This window comes from Burkholderia catarinensis, assembly GCF_001883705.2.
Lineage (GTDB): Bacteria > Pseudomonadota > Gammaproteobacteria > Burkholderiales > Burkholderiaceae > Burkholderia > Burkholderia catarinensis.
This window is the reverse complement of record NZ_MDEQ02000056.1, coordinates 1-16,180: the sequence shown is the minus strand read 5'-3', so window position 1 is coordinate 16,180 and position 16,180 is coordinate 1. Positions and strand designations below refer to the sequence as shown.

Sequence of the window (16,180 nt, the reverse complement as noted above, 5' to 3'; positions counted from 1 at the left end):
CCGGCGGCTCATGCAACTCGCCCGCCTTCGCAAGACCACCGCCCGCGGCGACCCATAAGCGCCCCAAGCGTGCGAGATGAGACCAAGCGAGACCCGACAACTATTACGATGTGGAAGGAGACCCACCCATGCAGAAAGTCACCGCTTTCTTTACCGAGCTAATGCGCCGGTATTTGCCCGATCCGTTCGTCTTCGCGATCGGCCTCACGCTGTTTACGATGGCCCTTGCCGTGATCGTGCAAGGCCAGGCGGTCACGGCACTCACCACGAGCTGGGGCAAAGGCTTCTGGGCGCTGCTCGCGTTTACCACGCAAATGACGGTGATTCTTGCAATGGGTTACGTGCTGGCAACCGCGCCACTCACCGACCGCTTCCTCGACCGCGTGGTGGCGCGCGTGAGCGACCCGCGCATGGCTGTGATCGTCGCGACGCTGGTGGGCGGAATCGGCAGCTATCTGAACTGGGGTTTCGGTCTCGTGGTGGGCGGCATCGTCGCGCGTAAGCTCGCGCTGCGCGTGAGGGGCGTGCACTACCCGCTCATCATCGCTTCGGCTTATAGCGGATTCACGCTTTATGGTCTCGGACTATCTGCCAGCATTCCCGTGCTGATCTCCACGAAGGGGCACCCACTCGAAGCGCAGATGGGCGTCATTCCACTCTCCGAAACGATCTTCTCCCCCACCATGCTCATCACGAGCCTCGTGACCATCGTGACGCTGCCGCTGCTAAACGCATGGTTGCACCCCAAGGCTGGCCAGCCAATCAAGGAAATCGACCGCGCTCTTGAGGAACGGCAGCAGAAGGTCACGCTCAGCGTCGATCTCGACGAAAGCAACACGCTCGCGAACCGCCTGAACAACAGCCGCCTCCTGAGCTACGTGATCGGCCTGATCGGCATGGGCTATGTCGCGCTGCATTTCGTGCAGGGCGGCTCGATCGACCTGAACCTCATCAACTTCTTTATTCTGTTCCTCGGCATCCTGCTGCTCGGCACGCCGATCCGCTATGTCGAGAAACTCAATGACGGCATTCGCACGATCAGCGGCATCATCCTGCAGTACCCGTTCTATGCGGGCATCATGGCGATCATGGCATCTTCGGGTCTCGTCAATACGTTGTCGGAAGCGTTCGTGAAGGTCGCCACGCCTGACACGCTGCCGTTCTGGGGCTTGATCAGCTCGTTTGTCATTAACTTCTTCGCGCCATCGGGCGGCGGTCACTGGGTCATTCAAGGCCCGTTCATGATCGAGGCTGCGAAGACGATTGGGGCCTCCGTGGGCCACACGTCTACGGCCGTGATGCTGGGCAATGCCTGGAACGATCTCGTGCAGCCGTTCTGGATCCTGCCTGCACTTGCGCTCTCCAAGCTCAAACTCAAGGACATTATGGGCTACACCGTCATCATGATGGTCTGGATCGGCATCGTCTATTCGGTGGCGATCCTTGCATGGGGTTGATGCGCGCCCTTCCTACAATTCCCACCTTCGCCGGAGACCATTCATGCTGTATCTCGTGCACATGCAGGTGCAGATTCCGAACGGCACCGACGCCACCTTCGCCGACGCCCTGAAGACCGAAGAAAAGGCGTTTTCGCAAAAGCTGCAGCGAGAAGGAAAATGGCGCCACCTGTGGCGCGTGGCCGGCGAATATGCGAACTACAGCGTGTTCGATGTCGAATCGAATGACGAACTTCATACGCTGCTCTCCGCTCTGCCGCTCTTTCCGTTCATGAAAATCAGCGTGACGCCGCTCGCCCAGCATCCTTCAGCCATCGTGCCCAACTAAGCGGAGCGCGAGATGCCCTTTCTCATCGAGACGTTCGACAAGCCCGACCACGCCGACGTGCGTGCACGCGAGCGCGACGTACATCTGGCGTTTCTCGCACGCAGCAAGGCACTGCTGCTCGCCTGCGGGGCGAAACTCAACGACGACGGCAGCAACGCGGGCGGCGGCATCTATATCGTCGACGTCGAGACGCGCGAGGAAGCCGAGCGCTTCATCGCACAGGATCCGTTCACTCTGATCGGACTGTTCGAGAGCGTGAAGATCGTTCGCTGGCGCAAGGCCTACGTCGACGGGAACTGCTACCTGTAGGCGTCGCGCGAGCGCAGACGCTTCCAGGGGTAATCGTCCGAATCGTGCGAAATCTGGCGGTGACAACCTCCAGCGCCGCTTCCAGCAAAGCTCCGCGCCGGTCCGTCGGTCGGCACAACGGGAATTGTGCAACACATGGATGGATTAATGTTTTCTCGACCAAAGCGCCATTGTTTGCACGATTCGGATGATTACCCGCAGTAGGCCGCAGCAAATGCAACGAGCGCCAAACCGAGGTGTCGCACTGCGCGGCGTTTGGTAGGCTGCGTATTTCGGCGAAGCCAAACAGTCATTTCGGTTGAAGTCGAACGGGGTTTCCGGAGGATGGTGAACAGCCCCATCCGCTTCATGTCTTCGACGATATCGACCGGCACGTCGTCGAGCTCTTCAACGAGATCCTCCGCCGGCACCAGCCGTTCGGCAATGAAGCGCTAGACCGATGCCAGCAGCAGATCGAACGACTCGTGGTCGAGTGCCATTTAAGTTCTCCTGTATATCGATCGCGCAAATTTCGGTTCAACAATGCCCGAAGACCGGTTTTCGCTTGTCGAGAAATGCCCTCATCCCTTCCCGGGCATCCTGACTGGCGAACCGCGCGTGCAATTGCCGGCGTTCGAACAGCACGCCTTCCGACAGCGAACTTTCGTAAGCGCGACTGATCGACTCCTTGATCGCCATCAACGCCGGTGCCGAGCAGCCGGCAATCGTCGTCGCAAGCGCTATGCTTTCGTCTCGCAACGCATCGGCCGCGACGATGCGCGACACGAGACCGCTACGCTCCGCTTCGGCCGCGCTCATCAGGCGTCCGCTCAGGCACGTGTCCATCGCCTTCGCTTTGCCGATCGCACGCGGCAGGCGCTGCGTTCCGCCCGCGCCCGGCAGGAGTGTCAACTTGATTTCCGGCAAGCCGAACCTTGCGTCGCCGGCCGCGATCACGATGTCGCATGCCAGTGCCAACTCGCAACCGCCACCGAGCGCCACGCCGGCCACGGACGCGATGACCGGCTTGCGCACGCGGCGGATGGTCTCCCAATTGCGGGTAATGAAATCGCTGCGGTACACATCCATGTAGCCCCAGTCCGCCATCGCGGCAATGTCGGCACCCGCGACGAAAGCTTGTGCGTTACCTGTCACGACGATTGCGCCGAAGTCGTCGTTGCCGTCGAAAGACAGCAATGCGTCGCCCAGCGCATCCATCAGCGCATCGTTCAGTGCATTCATCTGCCTTGGCCGGTTCAGCGAGATGATGTCGACCCGCCCGACGGTTTCGGTCACAACCAGTTGGTCTTCCATGGCTTACAGCAGTGCCACTGCTCGACGACATGAAGCGCTGGTTCGAAGCGACGCTCGCCACGCTCTCAGCGAAATCTGATACGACCAATGCGATTCAGTACGTGCTGAATCGCTGGCCGGCGCTCGTCTACTACTGCAGCGATGGGCGTGCGGAGATCGACAACCTGCTCGCCAAGCGAGCACTGCGCGGCGTCGCCCTCGGAAGGCGGAATTACTTGTTCGCCGGCGCCGACTCCGGCGATGAACGTGCCGCCGTGATGTATAGCCTGATCGGCACGGCGCGCTCGAGCGGCTTCGATCCCAAGGCGTATCTCTCCTACGTGCTCGAGCGCATCGCTGACCATCCGATCAACCGCATCGACGAGCTGCTGCCGTAGAACGTGGCGCCGTCTCTGCCGTCTACTGCTCACGTCGAGCCCATCCGATAGCATCGCGACTCTCCCGCCGTCAACGACCTACGCCACGGTGCTGATCGAGTGCTTACGTCCGATCCCGATAAGGTCACGGTTCAACGAGGTGACCTCGCGCTTGTCGACAGGCCGGCTCTCGAAAAGGTATCCGTTATGTTCCACATCATGTCCGCTTCGTCTCCCTCCCAGCCTGGAACGCCGCTAGAGCGCGGCCTGAACGACCCTGGCCAGTTGCTGTTCGCGTCCGGAGATATCCTGCTGCGTATTTCGCGGTCGTTGCTGGAACGGACGCTGGTAGGCCAGCTGAATCATCCCCTTGAAAGTCCCTTGCCTTTCGAACTCGGCTTCCGCTGGCGAGACACCCCGCCCTGACAACGCCTGCTGAATTATCTGATGGATTGCTCGGCACAGTGCGCGGCGCTGGGCGAACACAAGCTCGTTGTCGACCACATCGAACAACTGGTCGCGTCCACGTTACTTTCCACGCAACGACACAACTACAGCGGTGCGCCGCCAGTGCGCCGCGGCACGATCCTGCCGCACCACATCCAGCGTGCGAAGGACTATGTGAAGGCCCACGCACACGAGCCCATTCCGGCAGAGCAGCCGGTGTGAGCATGCGCAGCCTTTACGCCGCCTTCAAGGAGTATCTGGATGTCAATCCGATGCAATATCTGCGCGATCTGCGCACGGAGTACGCGCGCACCGAGTTGATGACCGGCGAGGCCAGCAACGTTGCCGGCGGCGCGCTACGCTAGGGTTTCGCGCATATGGGCCGCTTCAGCAACGACTACAAGCAGCGCTACGCCGAGTCGCCGAGCCAGACGTTGAGGCAACGCTAACGACCATCACGGCAGCATCGAACGAAGCGCGCCCGTTCGCCGTCGCATACCGGAACACGAAAGTCGCCGGTCGGAGCATGAAGTTTCGATACCGGCGACTTTCAAATCAACTTGCGCCGCTAACCTCGCTGTCGAATCACTCCACCAATGCGAGCACGCGCAGCGGGCTTCCGGATCCCCCCTCGATCTTCAAAGGGGCCGAAAGAATCAGCGCGCCTTTTGCAGGCAACTGGTCCAGGTTCTTCAAGCACTGCAATCCGTAGCGGTTTGCACCGTGCATCAGAGTGTGGCATGGGTATGGGAGCGGCCACGCGTAGGACTGCCCAGCGTCGGTATTGATCGTTTCCACACCAAAACCGTGCACTTCGCGTTGATGGATCAGCCACTCGACCGCTTCCTCAGTCGGGCCCGGCGTATGCGCCCCGTCATCCCGCAAGTTGAGAAAGGCGTTCGCGTCGTTCACGCGCAACGACCAATCGGTACGCAGCAGAACCCATGCGCCCGCCGGAATGCGGCCATGGCGCTGCTCCCATGCTTCCAGAAAATCCACCGTCAATAGCCAATCGTCGTCACCGGCCACCTCGACGCTCGCATCCAGCACGACTGCTGAGGCAAGGAAGTGTTCCGGTTCGATCGTGTCGACACTATTGCGCGGATAATCGCGGCCCGTCACCCAATGTACCGGTGCATCGAAATGCGTGCCCGTGTGCTCGCCGCAGGTGAAGTTGTTCCAGTACCAGGCAGGGCCGGCCTCGTCATAGTGTGAAATGCGCTCGACCGTGAACGGCTTGACCTGGCCGAACTGCGGCGGCAGCTGCAGTGCCGGAAATGACGGCGACAGAGTCTGCGTGAGATCGACGACGCGAATGGTTCCGTGCGCCAACCGCTCGACCAGAGTCGGCAGCAATGATGGATTCGTATGCGGCATGAAGAGGCTCCTTCAGCGATTTGATTGGAAGCGACGACGGGCTACGAGGTCCCGTGCACAGACGTAAATCGCCCGGCGTGGAAGACCAGAGGGGTGCCCGGTCGGCTGGCGGTTCGTACCACGCGCCCGATCAAAAGCAGATGGTCGCCTGCGTGGCGACTGTGATCATGGGCGCAAATCAACGTCGTCATTACGCCGTCGAGTGCCGGCACGCCTTCCGGCGTGTCCTGGCACGCGACATCGGCGAACTTGTCGGGTGCACCGGGCGTGGCGAAACGGCGTGCCAGCTCCTCGTGCTGGCTGGCCAGAATATTGATCGCGAAGTGGCTGCTGTCACGGAACACATCCAGGTTGGGCGAATGGTCGACCAGGCTCCACAAAATCAGCGGAGGGTCCAGCGAAAGCGCCGCGAAGGAATTGATCGTCAATCCGACCGCCCGACCGCCCGGCGCACGCGTCGTGACAATCGCGACGCCCGTCGGATAGCTTCCGAGCAGATTGCGCAGCGTTCGGGGCTGCAGATCGAGGCTTCCCCACGCGGAAGCCTCGGCCGGTCCGGCGTCCGGGGACGCAGTGCACTGAGACATATCGTTCTCCTTACGCCATCGCCGAGATGGCTTCGTGGCGCGACAGGAAGCGCTCGTACTCTTGCGCGTCCACCCACCACGGGAAATAGGAAGGCGGATGATTGAAGCCGTCGGCAATGACGCTTGCCAGCGACGGCAAGCCGACCGCTGCTCCGAGCAAATTCAATACGTGCGGCGGCGGCGTGAGCAACGAATTCGTCCATTGCACGACCAATTGCGCGTAGTTCCAGAATTGCTCGAAGGTTTGCCCTATCCACTCGCGTATATAGGATTGCTTAACATACGCCAGAATCGCATCGAGATAGACCTTGCAAGCCTTGGTCGCGTTGTTGGCATCCTGCCCCGTAATCGGGTCGTTGGTCACGACTGCGTCGCCGAGCCCGAACACGAGTCGACCCGAAAGCAACGTCATCACCGGTTTGCGGACCGTCGGCGCGAACGCGCTGGCCAGAATGCCGTTGTCGTCGGTCAGTTCGACACGCCGTGCGCAGCCGGCTTCCTGCGTTCGTCCCCAGCTGAGCAGAAAGATAACTGACTTGGGCACATCCCACGCCATCACGGGTATCGCGAGAAGCGGGAACGCCCCAATCCGGAACAGCATGCGCCAGCCGGCTTCTTGCAACAACCATAGCGAAAGCAACGCAATGGACCCCCCTCCCAACGCATAGCCCGAATACATCAACGCGTAGTTAAACGACCGACTACGAACGGGCGAATACTCGATCGTGAGCGCCGAAGCCGTCGGTATCACACCGCCTAGCCCCAGTCCGCCAATGAACCGGCACCATCCGAACTCGGCTGGCGTCCGCGAGAAAGACACCCAGGCCATCGTGATTGAAAAAAAACCAACACATGCAATCAGCGTCTTCTGTCGGCCAATCACGTCGGATAAAGCGCCGACCAGCACGGCCCCGACCAGCATTCCGATCAACGCATAGCTACCCCGCACATCAAACTGCGTGGGCGTAAGCCACCATGCTTGCTCGTCGACCAAGGCCGGCAACACGGCACCGTAGGTGCCGACGTCGTACCCTTCAGCAAGGATGGCGAAGAGACATATGGTAATCACGCGCACCGTCACCCATCGAGGTATTTCGGACGCATCCGACCGCGTATGCCCGCGTACGACGGCAAACCCCGTTCCTCGAATTTCACTCATGTGCCGTGGTCTCCTCGTGGTTGCCGGAAGCGGGGCTTCCGCTTCGTCCGATCAGTCGCGATGTCTGGTGTCGACGTTCGTTTGTCTCATGCAACACTCGCCTGACGGGACGCGCTTCGCAATCCACGCGCTTCCAGCAACGGCAGCACTTCGTCGCGGAAGTACGGAAACTCCTTGATGTAATCCACGAACGACAACGTCGTGCCCTTGAAGCCGGCCTCGGCCAAAGCCTGGATGCCATCGGCCACTTGCTGCGGCGTACCGACGAGCGGAAATCCACCGTGACCGGCGGCCATGCGGTCCCGGATCATCGACAGCAAATCGTGCGGGAATGACTGGGCATTGGCGAATTGCAGCGCGACAAGGTTGTCGACCGCACCCCAGTCCGCATTCGTGTGCGCGAAATGCCGCAAGTAATCGCGCGCCTCCCGTTCGGTAGGTCGACAGACGACGTGCGAAAACGTCAGGACTTGCACATTTCGCCCGCTCTGTTGACCGCGCGCCTTTATCTCGGCCACTTCGGTACGAGAACGCTCCAGGTCGATCGCAGGCGTAAAGAGGAAATCCGCGTTGCGAACGGCGAATTCGCGCCCCTCTCCCGAGCCCGCCGCATTCAGGATCGGCGGACGCTCGCCGCCCCATGGCGCCGGCAGGCCATACGCGCCTTTCAACGAGAATGCGTCGCCTTGCCAATCGAACGCGCCGTCGCCCTGCCAGATCCTGTCGACGATGTCGAACCATTCCTGCGCGTACGCATAGCGCGTGTCGTGACGATCGGATAATGCGAGTCCCAGCGCCTCGTACTCCGGCCGGTTCCATCCTGCGACGATATTCAGTCCGGCCCGACCGCGGCCGATCTGATCGAGCGTGGCGATCTGCTTCGCGACGACGACGGGATTGTTCGCGGCGGTGTGCACCGTGGCGAAGACGGTCAGGCGCCGCGTCTTCGCGAGAATGCCGGCGGCCCAGGTCGTCGTTTCGAGCACGGAACCGTGAAAGTCCGTCTCCCCGCCATAACCGATCCATCGCGCAATCGGCAACATGAAGTCGATTCCCGCCTCGTCGAGCATGATGGCGAGTTTCTCGTTGTTCTCCCACGAATTGTTCCAGCGCTCCGGAATTTTCGTGACCGACATGCCGCCCGAGCAATTCGTCGCGAATGTGCCGAGAATAAAGTCGCTTGAGGACAGGATGCTTCTCATCGTTTCACCTTCTCAGGTAACGCATTGGATGGGTGACCGCCCGCGCCGGAGCATGACCGCGCTTGCGCTCACGCGCTCGGCTGGTCAATCCCGCGGCGCGCCGGGAAGTCCCGGGCCGCGTGTGCCGCGGCCCGAGGTGCCCGGCATGCGCCCCGTCGGCGTGGCGCATGCCGGGATCGCCGCGGGGTTCAGAAGATGTGCCGGAGACCGGCGCGCAATGCCATCTGATTCCGCCCGCTCGACGGCCCGAACAGGACGACCTGAGCCTGAGCGCCGTTGCCGCTCGCGCGCTGGTACGTGACGCTCGTATAAACGTCCGTACGCTTCGACAGTGAGTAATCGAGCGTCAGGTTGAGCTGGTGCGCCTTGTTACTGTTGAGCACAGCATTGCCGTCCATGAACTGATAGGCGGCAGCGGCACGGAACGCGGGATTGAATCGATACATGCCGCCAACCTCATAGACATCCACTCGCCCGCCCGTGAAGGTGTTTCTCGTGGATGTATAGAGTGCATCGACATACGCCGGGCCGAGAAACACGCCGCTGCCGATTCCGAAATTTCGGATCCCGGAATTTCCGCCGTTGATGCCCGGGTAGCGGACGTAGGTATACGCGGCGTCGATATTGAACAACTCGTTGCCGTAGTCGACCGCAAAACTCTGGGCGCTGTTTTGCGAGATGGCACCCGCCACGCCACCAAATCCATACATCCCGCCGAAGCTCAAGCCGCTGAAATTCGGACTCTCGTATTTGACCGAATTCGAAATGCGCTCGCCTGCGACACGGTCGAAATCGAACCCACCGCTCGGTTGATTCGCTATGCCGAGTGCATTGAACGGCCCCTGCCGCAGGTTCTGGAGTGAAATGAACGGGAACTCCGGCCCATAGCGCTTGACGGCCAGTGACGTGAACATGAAGTCATACTGGTTCCCGGCAGTCAGGGTTCCCCACTTGCTGTCAGACAATCCGACATATGCCTGACGACCGAACAGATTGCCGATCGACGCACCGTTGCCGGCGTTGAACTGCCCTTCGAGCACGAAGATGGCAGCAAGACCAGCGCCCAGATCTTCCTTTCCGCGAAAACCGAAAAGGTTCGGCGCCAGGACGCCGGTTCCGAGCGACACCTGACTCTTTCCGCCTACATTCGTCACATAGTCGATTCCCGCGTCGATCACCCCATACATCGTGACACTGCTCTGAGCATGCGCGGGAACCGCGCAGCACGCCAACGATACCACCGAGCAGACACCCGGCACAGCCGACCGGCGCTTTACGTTCTCCCCCTTCATACCTGCTCTCCTCACGCTGAATTGGACCGCTTTCGACTTGCGCCAGACATCCTCGCGAATGTCAGTCGGCACGTCTGGATCATCGAAGTCCAAAAGTCGCCCGGCTATCCGAATACCGCAGCGCTCGTCCGATGGATGAAGAGGAGTACGTTCCGGATTTCCGCGGCTGCGTCGCGGCCGTCAGGCGCACGACGCGTTCAGCGTGTCCTGCGGCCGCACGCCGAACCGGCGGCGGTAGTGGGAGGCAAAGTGGCCGTAATGCGCGAATCCCCAGCGCATCGCGACATCCGTCAGGCGCGTCGTCGGATCGCCCGACTTGAGTTCGGCATGGACCGCCTTGAGACGCAGTTCCCGCAGGTACGCCATCGGCGTCTGGTCGTAGGTCTGCCGAAATGCGTAGAACAATGCGCGCGGGCTGACGCCGACCGTGCGGGCAATCTCTTCGACCGACGTGACATCGGGAAGATGTGCGCGCATGAAGTCCTCGGCCCGCTTCACATAAGCCGGTCTGACCGCCTTGCGCATCGGCATCGTCGCGAGCGATTCGGAGCAGTTGCTTGCGTGCGAAAAAAGGAGAGTATCGATCAGCATACGCTCGCAATGCTCCGCGTATGCACGCGTGCGGAGCAATTCGGAGAATGCGAGGCTGCCGTCAAGAATATAGGTCAACGCACCGCACCATGCCCGGCCTGCGGGGCTGTTGAGATCCAGTTCAGGTTGAAAGCGCAGGCCTTTTTCCGGAAGCAGTTCGATATGTTCGACACACGCGCGATCGATGGCCGCCTGTTCAAGGCGCACGATGATCTGCCGGAGTTCCCTCGAGAATTCCATTTGGATCGCTTCTTGCGGCGACAGCACCGCGGCCACCCCTCTCCCCCCCGACACGTGATGTGCGCCGCACGTATAGTGTCCCGCGCCGCGGATCGGCATCTGGATGAGCGTGAAGTCCCCCAGTTCGCCAGGATCGACGCGGACCTCCGCGCCATATTGCAGGTAAAAGATCTGCAGATTTTCGATCTTCAACGAACGGAATGCCGCGTCGAGCACCTGTTCAGCGCCGGTGACCGACATCCGGTGCGGCTTGAATGCTCGGCCTACCCCATCAATGACATGATCGGGATCCATCCTACTGCCCTGGAATTCGACATGGAAATGACGGAACGCATCCGGCGTGCCGTCGAAGAACTGGGGATGAGTGTTCATATCTTCACACGACGCAGTACTAATGGCACGATGCAGTGTAACGACACCAGATTAATTCTCCGAATCAATCAATATCCGGCAACCAAATAAAATGGTTTATCGTAGCGAATGACGTCCCGATGGCCAGCCATTCCACCCCCGAAGCTCCGGACCAGACGCGCTTGCCATGGATACTGCTCGCATCGACCTGAACCTGCTGCGCGTCTTCCACGCCATTCTGGAAGAGCGGAACCTGACGCTCGCCGCCGGCCGGCTCTACCTTTCCCAGCCCGCGGTCAGCTATTCCCTAGGTCGACTTCGCGCGCTGCTCGATGATCCGCTGTTTGTCCGTGCCGGCAACGAAATGCTACCCACGTCAGCGGCACTGGAACTACGCGAACCGCTGCGGCAAGCGATGGCGGCGGCCGAACATGCAATCGAGATGATGGCGCCCTTCGATCCGTTGACAAGCACACGTGTCTTTCGCCTCTCCATGTCCGACATCGGTGAACTTGCGTTCCTGCCCTCACTTTGTGCCGTATTGGAGCAATGTGCGCCGCACGTGCGGCTGGATATTCAATCGGTGCCCGTCACGCAAATCGAGGACTCGCTCCGGGTAGGAAAACTGGATCTCGCAATAGGCAATCTGCCGTCGTTGATAGGCCGAACGCCCTGTCGCCCGCTGTTTCATGAAGACTACGTCTGCATGACGCGCCGGCGCGATACATTACCGGAAGCCAAATTGACGCTCGATCAATACCTTGCACTGCCACATATCCTCGTAGGCTCGCTGGAGAGCGCGCATCGGCAGATCGAGACGCAATTCCGGGAAAAGAGCGTCCACCGACAGATCGCATTGCGTGTCCCGCACTTCACGGTTGTGCCACACATCCTTGCGCGGACGGACTGGATCGTGACGGTGCCGCGACGCACCGTCCAATGGCTCAACCCGGACGGCGCATTCGCCGTATACAACTTGCCGGTCGATACTCCGGACATTACCGTGACCGTGACCGTGCACTGGCATGCCGATTCCGAGGATCGCGCGGCGAACCGATGGCTTCGGAACCTCGTCGTACAGACCCTTAGCGATCCATCGGCTTGAGCGCCGTCCTCCAGTCGGTCCGGCTTCCCGGAATTGGGAATCAGCTGAGCCGGTTAGCCATCATCCAGCCGGACGCACCACCAAGCCCCGGCCCGGAATGCGTCGACGCACCGATCTGGTACAAGTTGCGAAATGACGTTTCGTGTCCTCGGCGACCTTTGGTACCCGCGATCGGCCGTAGCCAAAAAAACTGGTCGGGCGAGCAAACGCCGGAATAGGGATCCCCGCCGACCAAGTTGCAGTTGAGCGCCTCCAGATCGGCCGATGAATAGGATCGACACCCGCCCCCTTTTTTCGACAGGCCCGACATCACCGTTTCTAGCCTCAGAAAAACCCTTGCAGAGCTAAATGGGCTTAGCTGTGTCGAGGATGTGTTGCCGCACATCAGGGAAGGCTGTACCTGTAATCAAGTGTACGATCATACTAGCGAAGTAGACCGGTCGTCTAGAGTCGCCCGCGTATTGCCTCATCAAACGACCAACGAATGACTGCTCGTCGTTGCTCACCGGATTTCCGGAAAATATCCGTCCGGCAATCCGGACGGATACGCTCATTCGTCTGACTAATCAGTGCTGCACGGCCCGGCTGGCCAGCACGCCCGTCTGCGCGTAGAACTCCTGCTGCGCGAACGCGTCGCGCTCGCGCCGCGCACGTTCGCCGCGATCCGCGAGCGAGCCGACGACGATCCCGATGAACGCGAGCGGCACCGACACGAGCGCCGGGTTGTCGAGAGACACCGGTGCGTGCGCGTGGTGCAGCACGTCGACCCACACCGACTTCGACAGCACCGTGAGCGCCACCGCCGACGCGAGGCCAAGGCCGCCGCCTAGCACCGCGCCGCGCGTCGTCATCCCGCGCCAGAAGATCGACATCGCGAGCACCGGGGAATTCGTGCTCGCGGCCACTGCCCCGACGAGGCCGACCATGAACGCGACGTTCACTTGCTCGAACAGGATCGACAGCCCGATCGCGACCACCGACAGCGTGATCGTCGCCGCGCGCGAGATGCGCATCTCGACGCGTTCGTCCGGCTTGCCGCGCGCCCACATCTGCGCGTACAGGTCGTGCGAGATCGTGGTCGCGCCGGCGAGCGTCAGGCCCGCGACCACCGCGAGGATCGTCGCGAACGTGACGGCCGCGATGAAGCCGTAGAACCAGTTCCCGCCCACCGCGTGCGCGAGCTTCACCGCGACCATGTTCGAGCCGCCGAGCAGGTCGCGTGTCAGGTCGAACGAGCCATTCGCATCCAGCTTGAAGAACTCCGGATGCTGCGCGAGCAGCACGATCGCCGAGAAGCCGATCACGAAGGTCAGCAAATAGAAGTAGCCGATGAAGCCGGTCGCGTAGAGCACCGACTTACGCGCCTCCTTCGCGTTCGGCACCGTGAAGAAGCGCATCAGGATGTGCGGGAAACCGGCCGTGGCGAACATCGCCGAAATGCCAAGCGACAGCGCGTTGGCCGGATCGCGGATCAGCTTGCCGGGCCCCATGATCGATAGCGCGCCCGGATGCACGGCCACCGCGCGGCGGAACATCTCGTCGACGCTGAAGCCGAATTCGCCGAGCGCGAGCAACGCGAGCACCGTCGCGCCGCACAGCAGCAGCACGGCCTTGATCACCTGCACCCAGGTGGTCGCGGTCATCCCGCCGAAGAACACGTAGACGATCATCAGCACGCCGACGATCAGCTCGGCCGTGCCGTACGACAGCCCGAACAGAAGCTGGATCAGCTTGCCCGCGCCGACCATCTGCACGACGAGGTACAGCACGACGACGGTCAGCGAATTCGCGGACGTCAGCAGCCGGATCGGCCGCTGCGCGAAGCGGTACGCGACGACGTCGACGAACGTGAACTTGCCGAGGTTGCGCAGCGGCTCGGCGATCAGGAACATCACGAACGGCCAGCCGACGAGAAAGCCGATCGAGTAGATGAGCCCGTCGAAGCCGAACATGAATACCATGCCGGACAGCCCGAGGAACGACGCGGCCGACATGTAGTCGCCCGCGATCGCGAGCCCGTTCTGCAGCCCGGTGATGCCGCCACCGGCCGTGTAGAAGTCGCGGGTCGAGTGCGTGCGGCGCGCGGCCCAGCGCGTGAGCGCGAGTGTCGCGAACACGAACGCGAAGAACATCCCGATCGCGACCGGGTTCAGTTCGACCTTGTCGGGCATCGGGCCCGCGACCGATACCGCATGCGCGGCGGAGGAAACGAGAACGAAGGGAATGGCCAGCGCGCCGGGCGCGATCAATGAGGGTCGCATATCGGCCTCCATCAAGAACGTCCGAGGATCACGTCGACACGGCGGTCGAACGCGCGGTTCGCGCGCAGCACGTAGCACGCGGTCAGGCCGATCGCGACCAGGATGATCGCGACGCCCACGGCGATCCCGACGGTCGTCGTCGCGCTGCGGTACAGCGGCGCGGCGAGCACGTGCGGCGCGAGCGCGACGAGCAGGATGAAGCCATAGTACGTGGCGATCATCAGCGCCGTCAGCACGAAGCTGAAGCGGCGCCGCGCACGCACGAGTTGCTGGTAGTCACGGCGCGTCGTGACCGATTCGATGACGGAAAGCTCCATGGTGTCTCCTGTCGACCAGAGTTAGCGCTTCAGCGCTTACTCTGGTCCCATGCTTTGCGGTCGACCAGAGTTAGCGCTTTAGCGCTTACACGGATCCCATGCTTCGCGGTCGACTGGAGCAAGCGCTTCAGCGCTTGCTCCAGTCCCCGCAGGGCGATCTCCTCGTCGTATCGCGAGGGTTTTCGTCTGGATGGCCGGCGCGTCAACCAATCCGCCCGCGCCGCGGCGGTGCAATGCGATGTGTCGTGAACGTACCTGGGCGTGTTTCAGACCACGCGATCCGCGCGCAGCCGCGCGACGTCGTCGTCCGACAGCCCGAACCAGCTGCCCAGCACCGCGTCCGTATCCGCGCCGCGCACCGGCAGCCGCACGCCGTCGAACCGATACGGCGCGCGAGCACGTCGACGGCGCCCGCGACCGGATGCGGCTGCCGCGTGACGAGCCATGCGCGGGTGGCGCGCTCCGACGTCAGCGCTTCGTACAGCCCGAGCACTTCGCCGCATGGAATGCCCGCCTCGGCGAGTGCCGGCCGCATCGTCGTCGTTCCCCGCCGTACGTGCGCTGACGACGAAGAACGCCGCCTGCGCGGCCTGGTCGACGACGCCCTTCGCGCCCGTCAGCACCCCGCCGTCGCCCGAGCGTTCGGCGCGCGTGCGCACGGTCGTCAGTTCATAGTGCGAGCCCGGCTCGTCGTGCGCGAACGCGGCGCTCGTGCTGCCGTCGATCAGCGCAGCAAGCTTGTCGCGATGCGCATCGCCGCCGGCGAGCGACAGCGCGCGGCCCGCGAGCGGCGTGGAGGCGTCGCGCGACATCGTTGTTGCGCTGGGTCCATTGCTGGTGGTCACGCTGCTGCCTTTGCAGGCACTTTCGGTGCGGACTAGCGTACATGACGGCGTGCGGATAGGCATGCACCTCGTCGCTGCATGCTTCCAAGGAGGATGGTATCGTGCCATGGTCGATGTCATTGAGGTGTACGCTGACGCCGTCAAAGAAATCCACTTGAATGCCTGGTCGCAAGAGAATCAAGCGCGGCCCGCAACGCGTCGGGCAGCGGCACCGGCCGGCGCGTACCGCGATCGACGTACACATGGACGAAGTGCCCCTGTGCAGCGGGCGACGCGTCGCCCTGCGCGAACAGCCCGACCTCGTAGCGCACGCTCGACTTGCCGAGCTTCACGACCCGCAGCCCCGCGTCGACCGATTGCGGAAACACCAACGGCGCGAAGTAGTTGCACTGCGTCTCGACCACGAGGCCGATCGTCTGCCCGTGCTCGACGTCGAGCACGCCCGCACGGATCAGGTATTCGTTCACGACCGTGTCGAAATAGCTGTAGTAGACGACGTTATTCACGTGTCCGTAGACGTCGTTGTCCATCCAGCGGGTCGTGATCGGCAGGAAGTGGGGATAGGCGTCGCGCGCACGTGGTTGCGGCTTGTCGGACATAGCGATGAACGAATCCAAATAATCACCGGAGATCGACACTCAATATCCCCTCGTAATGTTGATG

Annotated in this window: 17 protein-coding genes and 4 pseudogenes; 8 read left to right on the top strand and 13 right to left on the bottom strand. The window is 61.9% G+C overall.

Going from position 1 to position 16,180, the window contains the following annotated elements; genetic code table 11:
- The first annotated feature begins 128 nt into the window (after positions 1 to 128).
- Genes BFF94_RS37075 through BFF94_RS37065 form a run of 3 tightly spaced genes read left to right on the top strand, consistent with a single transcriptional unit; the run spans position 129 to position 2,094 of the window.
- A complete protein-coding gene (locus BFF94_RS37075; RefSeq protein ID WP_219140449.1) occupies positions 129 to 1,457 on the top strand; it encodes a short-chain fatty acid transporter in 1,329 nt (442 codons plus the stop codon).
- A 43-nt stretch (positions 1,458 to 1,500) separates the two neighbouring features.
- The gene (catC, locus tag BFF94_RS37070; protein WP_128843047.1) at positions 1,501 to 1,785 is read left to right on the top strand and encodes a muconolactone Delta-isomerase; all 285 of its coding nucleotides are present in this window, start codon (positions 1,501 to 1,503) and stop codon (positions 1,783 to 1,785) included.
- Between the two features lie 12 nt (positions 1,786 to 1,797).
- Positions 1,798 to 2,094 (top strand): YciI family protein, encoded by a 297-nt coding sequence (locus tag BFF94_RS37065; RefSeq protein WP_128843048.1) that lies wholly within the window; start codon positions 1,798 to 1,800, stop codon positions 2,092 to 2,094.
- Between the two features lie 516 nt (positions 2,095 to 2,610).
- On the opposite strand, the gene BFF94_RS37060 is transcribed toward BFF94_RS37065, so the two are convergent.
- Entirely contained in the window at positions 2,611 to 3,387 is a 777-nt protein-coding gene (locus BFF94_RS37060) for an enoyl-CoA hydratase-related protein (RefSeq protein WP_128843049.1), read from the bottom strand.
- 8 nt (positions 3,388 to 3,395) lie between these two features.
- Here BFF94_RS37060 and BFF94_RS37055 point away from each other — a divergent pair.
- The 4 genes and pseudogenes from BFF94_RS37055 to BFF94_RS38380 form a co-directional block, all read left to right on the top strand.
- A pseudogene (locus BFF94_RS37055) lies at positions 3,396 to 3,764 on the top strand (IS66 family transposase); the annotation flags it as partial.
- 186 nt (positions 3,765 to 3,950) lie between these two features.
- A complete protein-coding gene (locus BFF94_RS38390) occupies positions 3,951 to 4,169 on the top strand; it encodes a hypothetical protein (protein ID WP_308286081.1) in 219 nt (72 codons plus the stop codon).
- A gap of 21 nt (positions 4,170 to 4,190) precedes the next feature.
- Positions 4,191 to 4,412 (top strand): hypothetical protein, encoded by a 222-nt coding sequence (locus BFF94_RS38385; protein ID WP_308286080.1) that lies wholly within the window; start codon positions 4,191 to 4,193, stop codon positions 4,410 to 4,412.
- A 2-nt stretch (positions 4,413 to 4,414) separates the two neighbouring features.
- The gene (locus tag BFF94_RS38380; protein WP_308286079.1) at positions 4,415 to 4,555 is read left to right on the top strand and encodes a helix-turn-helix transcriptional regulator; all 141 of its coding nucleotides are present in this window, start codon (positions 4,415 to 4,417) and stop codon (positions 4,553 to 4,555) included.
- Between the two features lie 220 nt (positions 4,556 to 4,775).
- On the opposite strand, the gene BFF94_RS37045 is transcribed toward BFF94_RS38380, so the two are convergent.
- The 6 genes from BFF94_RS37045 to BFF94_RS37020 all read right to left on the bottom strand — a co-directional run bounded on the left by BFF94_RS37045 (position 4,776) and on the right by BFF94_RS37020 (position 11,010).
- Positions 4,776 to 5,567, bottom strand: a complete 792-nt coding sequence (locus BFF94_RS37045) for a cyclase family protein (RefSeq protein ID WP_128843050.1) — start codon at positions 5,565 to 5,567, stop codon at positions 4,776 to 4,778.
- Between the two features lie 41 nt (positions 5,568 to 5,608).
- Positions 5,609 to 6,154: a flavin reductase family protein gene (locus tag BFF94_RS37040; protein WP_128843051.1), complete on the bottom strand. Its 546-nt coding sequence runs from the start codon at positions 6,152 to 6,154 to the stop codon at positions 5,609 to 5,611.
- Between the two features lie 10 nt (positions 6,155 to 6,164).
- Positions 6,165 to 7,313 (bottom strand): MFS transporter, encoded by a 1,149-nt coding sequence (locus tag BFF94_RS37035; RefSeq protein WP_128843052.1) that lies wholly within the window; start codon positions 7,311 to 7,313, stop codon positions 6,165 to 6,167.
- An 86-nt stretch (positions 7,314 to 7,399) separates the two neighbouring features.
- Positions 7,400 to 8,515, bottom strand: coding sequence for an LLM class flavin-dependent oxidoreductase (locus tag BFF94_RS37030; protein ID WP_128843053.1), 1,116 nt, complete (start codon positions 8,513 to 8,515; stop codon positions 7,400 to 7,402).
- Positions 8,516 to 8,703: 188 nt separating this feature from the next.
- The gene (locus tag BFF94_RS37025; RefSeq protein WP_128843054.1) at positions 8,704 to 9,807 is read right to left on the bottom strand and encodes a porin; all 1,104 of its coding nucleotides are present in this window, start codon (positions 9,805 to 9,807) and stop codon (positions 8,704 to 8,706) included.
- Between the two features lie 180 nt (positions 9,808 to 9,987).
- The gene (locus tag BFF94_RS37020) at positions 9,988 to 11,010 is read right to left on the bottom strand and encodes an AraC family transcriptional regulator (RefSeq protein WP_128843055.1); all 1,023 of its coding nucleotides are present in this window, start codon (positions 11,008 to 11,010) and stop codon (positions 9,988 to 9,990) included.
- A 166-nt stretch (positions 11,011 to 11,176) separates the two neighbouring features.
- On the opposite strand from BFF94_RS37020, the gene BFF94_RS37015 reads away from it, so the two are divergent.
- Positions 11,177 to 12,094: a LysR family transcriptional regulator gene (locus BFF94_RS37015; protein ID WP_128843056.1), complete on the top strand. Its 918-nt coding sequence runs from the start codon at positions 11,177 to 11,179 to the stop codon at positions 12,092 to 12,094.
- A 40-nt stretch (positions 12,095 to 12,134) separates the two neighbouring features.
- Here the strand turns inward: BFF94_RS37015 and BFF94_RS38110 are convergent.
- From BFF94_RS38110 to BFF94_RS36990, 6 genes and pseudogenes are all read right to left on the bottom strand, one after another.
- A pseudogene (locus tag BFF94_RS38110) lies at positions 12,135 to 12,431 on the bottom strand (phytoene desaturase family protein); the annotation flags it as partial.
- Between the two features lie 229 nt (positions 12,432 to 12,660).
- The gene (actP, locus tag BFF94_RS37010) at positions 12,661 to 14,355 is read right to left on the bottom strand and encodes a cation/acetate symporter ActP (protein WP_219140448.1); all 1,695 of its coding nucleotides are present in this window, start codon (positions 14,353 to 14,355) and stop codon (positions 12,661 to 12,663) included.
- Between the two features lie 11 nt (positions 14,356 to 14,366).
- Positions 14,367 to 14,672, bottom strand: coding sequence for a DUF485 domain-containing protein (locus tag BFF94_RS37005; protein ID WP_128849388.1), 306 nt, complete (start codon positions 14,670 to 14,672; stop codon positions 14,367 to 14,369).
- Between the two features lie 266 nt (positions 14,673 to 14,938).
- A pseudogene (locus BFF94_RS37000) lies at positions 14,939 to 15,201 on the bottom strand (CoA transferase); the annotation flags it as partial.
- Positions 15,089 to 15,460: pseudogene (locus tag BFF94_RS36995) on the bottom strand (pimeloyl-CoA dehydrogenase small subunit); the annotation flags it as partial. The pseudogenes BFF94_RS36995 and BFF94_RS37000, both read right to left, overlap by 113 nt.
- Before the next feature lie 197 nt (positions 15,461 to 15,657).
- Entirely contained in the window at positions 15,658 to 16,116 is a 459-nt protein-coding gene (locus BFF94_RS36990) for an acyl-CoA thioesterase (protein WP_128848707.1), read from the bottom strand.
- Between the last annotated feature and the right edge of the window lie 64 nt (positions 16,117 to 16,180).

Coding starts and splice junctions, on each gene's coding strand:
- BFF94_RS37075 (WP_219140449.1), top strand. CDS start 129: ATGCAGAAAGTCACCGCTTTCTTTACCGAGCTAATGCGCCGGTATTTG.
- catC (WP_128843047.1), top strand. CDS start 1,501: ATGCTGTATCTCGTGCACATGCAGGTGCAGATTCCGAACGGCACCGAC.
- BFF94_RS37065 (WP_128843048.1), top strand. CDS start 1,798: ATGCCCTTTCTCATCGAGACGTTCGACAAGCCCGACCACGCCGACGTG.
- BFF94_RS37060 (WP_128843049.1), bottom strand. CDS start 3,387: ATGGAAGACCAACTGGTTGTGACCGAAACCGTCGGGCGGGTCGACATC.
- BFF94_RS38390 (WP_308286081.1), top strand. CDS start 3,951: ATGTTCCACATCATGTCCGCTTCGTCTCCCTCCCAGCCTGGAACGCCG.
- BFF94_RS38385 (WP_308286080.1), top strand. CDS start 4,191: ATGGATTGCTCGGCACAGTGCGCGGCGCTGGGCGAACACAAGCTCGTT.
- BFF94_RS38380 (WP_308286079.1), top strand. CDS start 4,415: ATGCGCAGCCTTTACGCCGCCTTCAAGGAGTATCTGGATGTCAATCCG.
- BFF94_RS37045 (WP_128843050.1), bottom strand. CDS start 5,567: ATGCCGCATACGAATCCATCATTGCTGCCGACTCTGGTCGAGCGGTTG.
- BFF94_RS37040 (WP_128843051.1), bottom strand. CDS start 6,154: ATGTCTCAGTGCACTGCGTCCCCGGACGCCGGACCGGCCGAGGCTTCC.
- BFF94_RS37035 (WP_128843052.1), bottom strand. CDS start 7,313: ATGAGTGAAATTCGAGGAACGGGGTTTGCCGTCGTACGCGGGCATACG.
- BFF94_RS37030 (WP_128843053.1), bottom strand. CDS start 8,515: ATGAGAAGCATCCTGTCCTCAAGCGACTTTATTCTCGGCACATTCGCG.
- BFF94_RS37025 (WP_128843054.1), bottom strand. CDS start 9,807: ATGAAGGGGGAGAACGTAAAGCGCCGGTCGGCTGTGCCGGGTGTCTGC.
- BFF94_RS37020 (WP_128843055.1), bottom strand. CDS start 11,010: ATGAACACTCATCCCCAGTTCTTCGACGGCACGCCGGATGCGTTCCGT.
- BFF94_RS37015 (WP_128843056.1), top strand. CDS start 11,177: ATGGATACTGCTCGCATCGACCTGAACCTGCTGCGCGTCTTCCACGCC.
- actP (WP_219140448.1), bottom strand. CDS start 14,355: ATGCGACCCTCATTGATCGCGCCCGGCGCGCTGGCCATTCCCTTCGTT.
- BFF94_RS37005 (WP_128849388.1), bottom strand. CDS start 14,672: ATGGAGCTTTCCGTCATCGAATCGGTCACGACGCGCCGTGACTACCAG.
- BFF94_RS36990 (WP_128848707.1), bottom strand. CDS start 16,116: ATGTCCGACAAGCCGCAACCACGTGCGCGCGACGCCTATCCCCACTTC.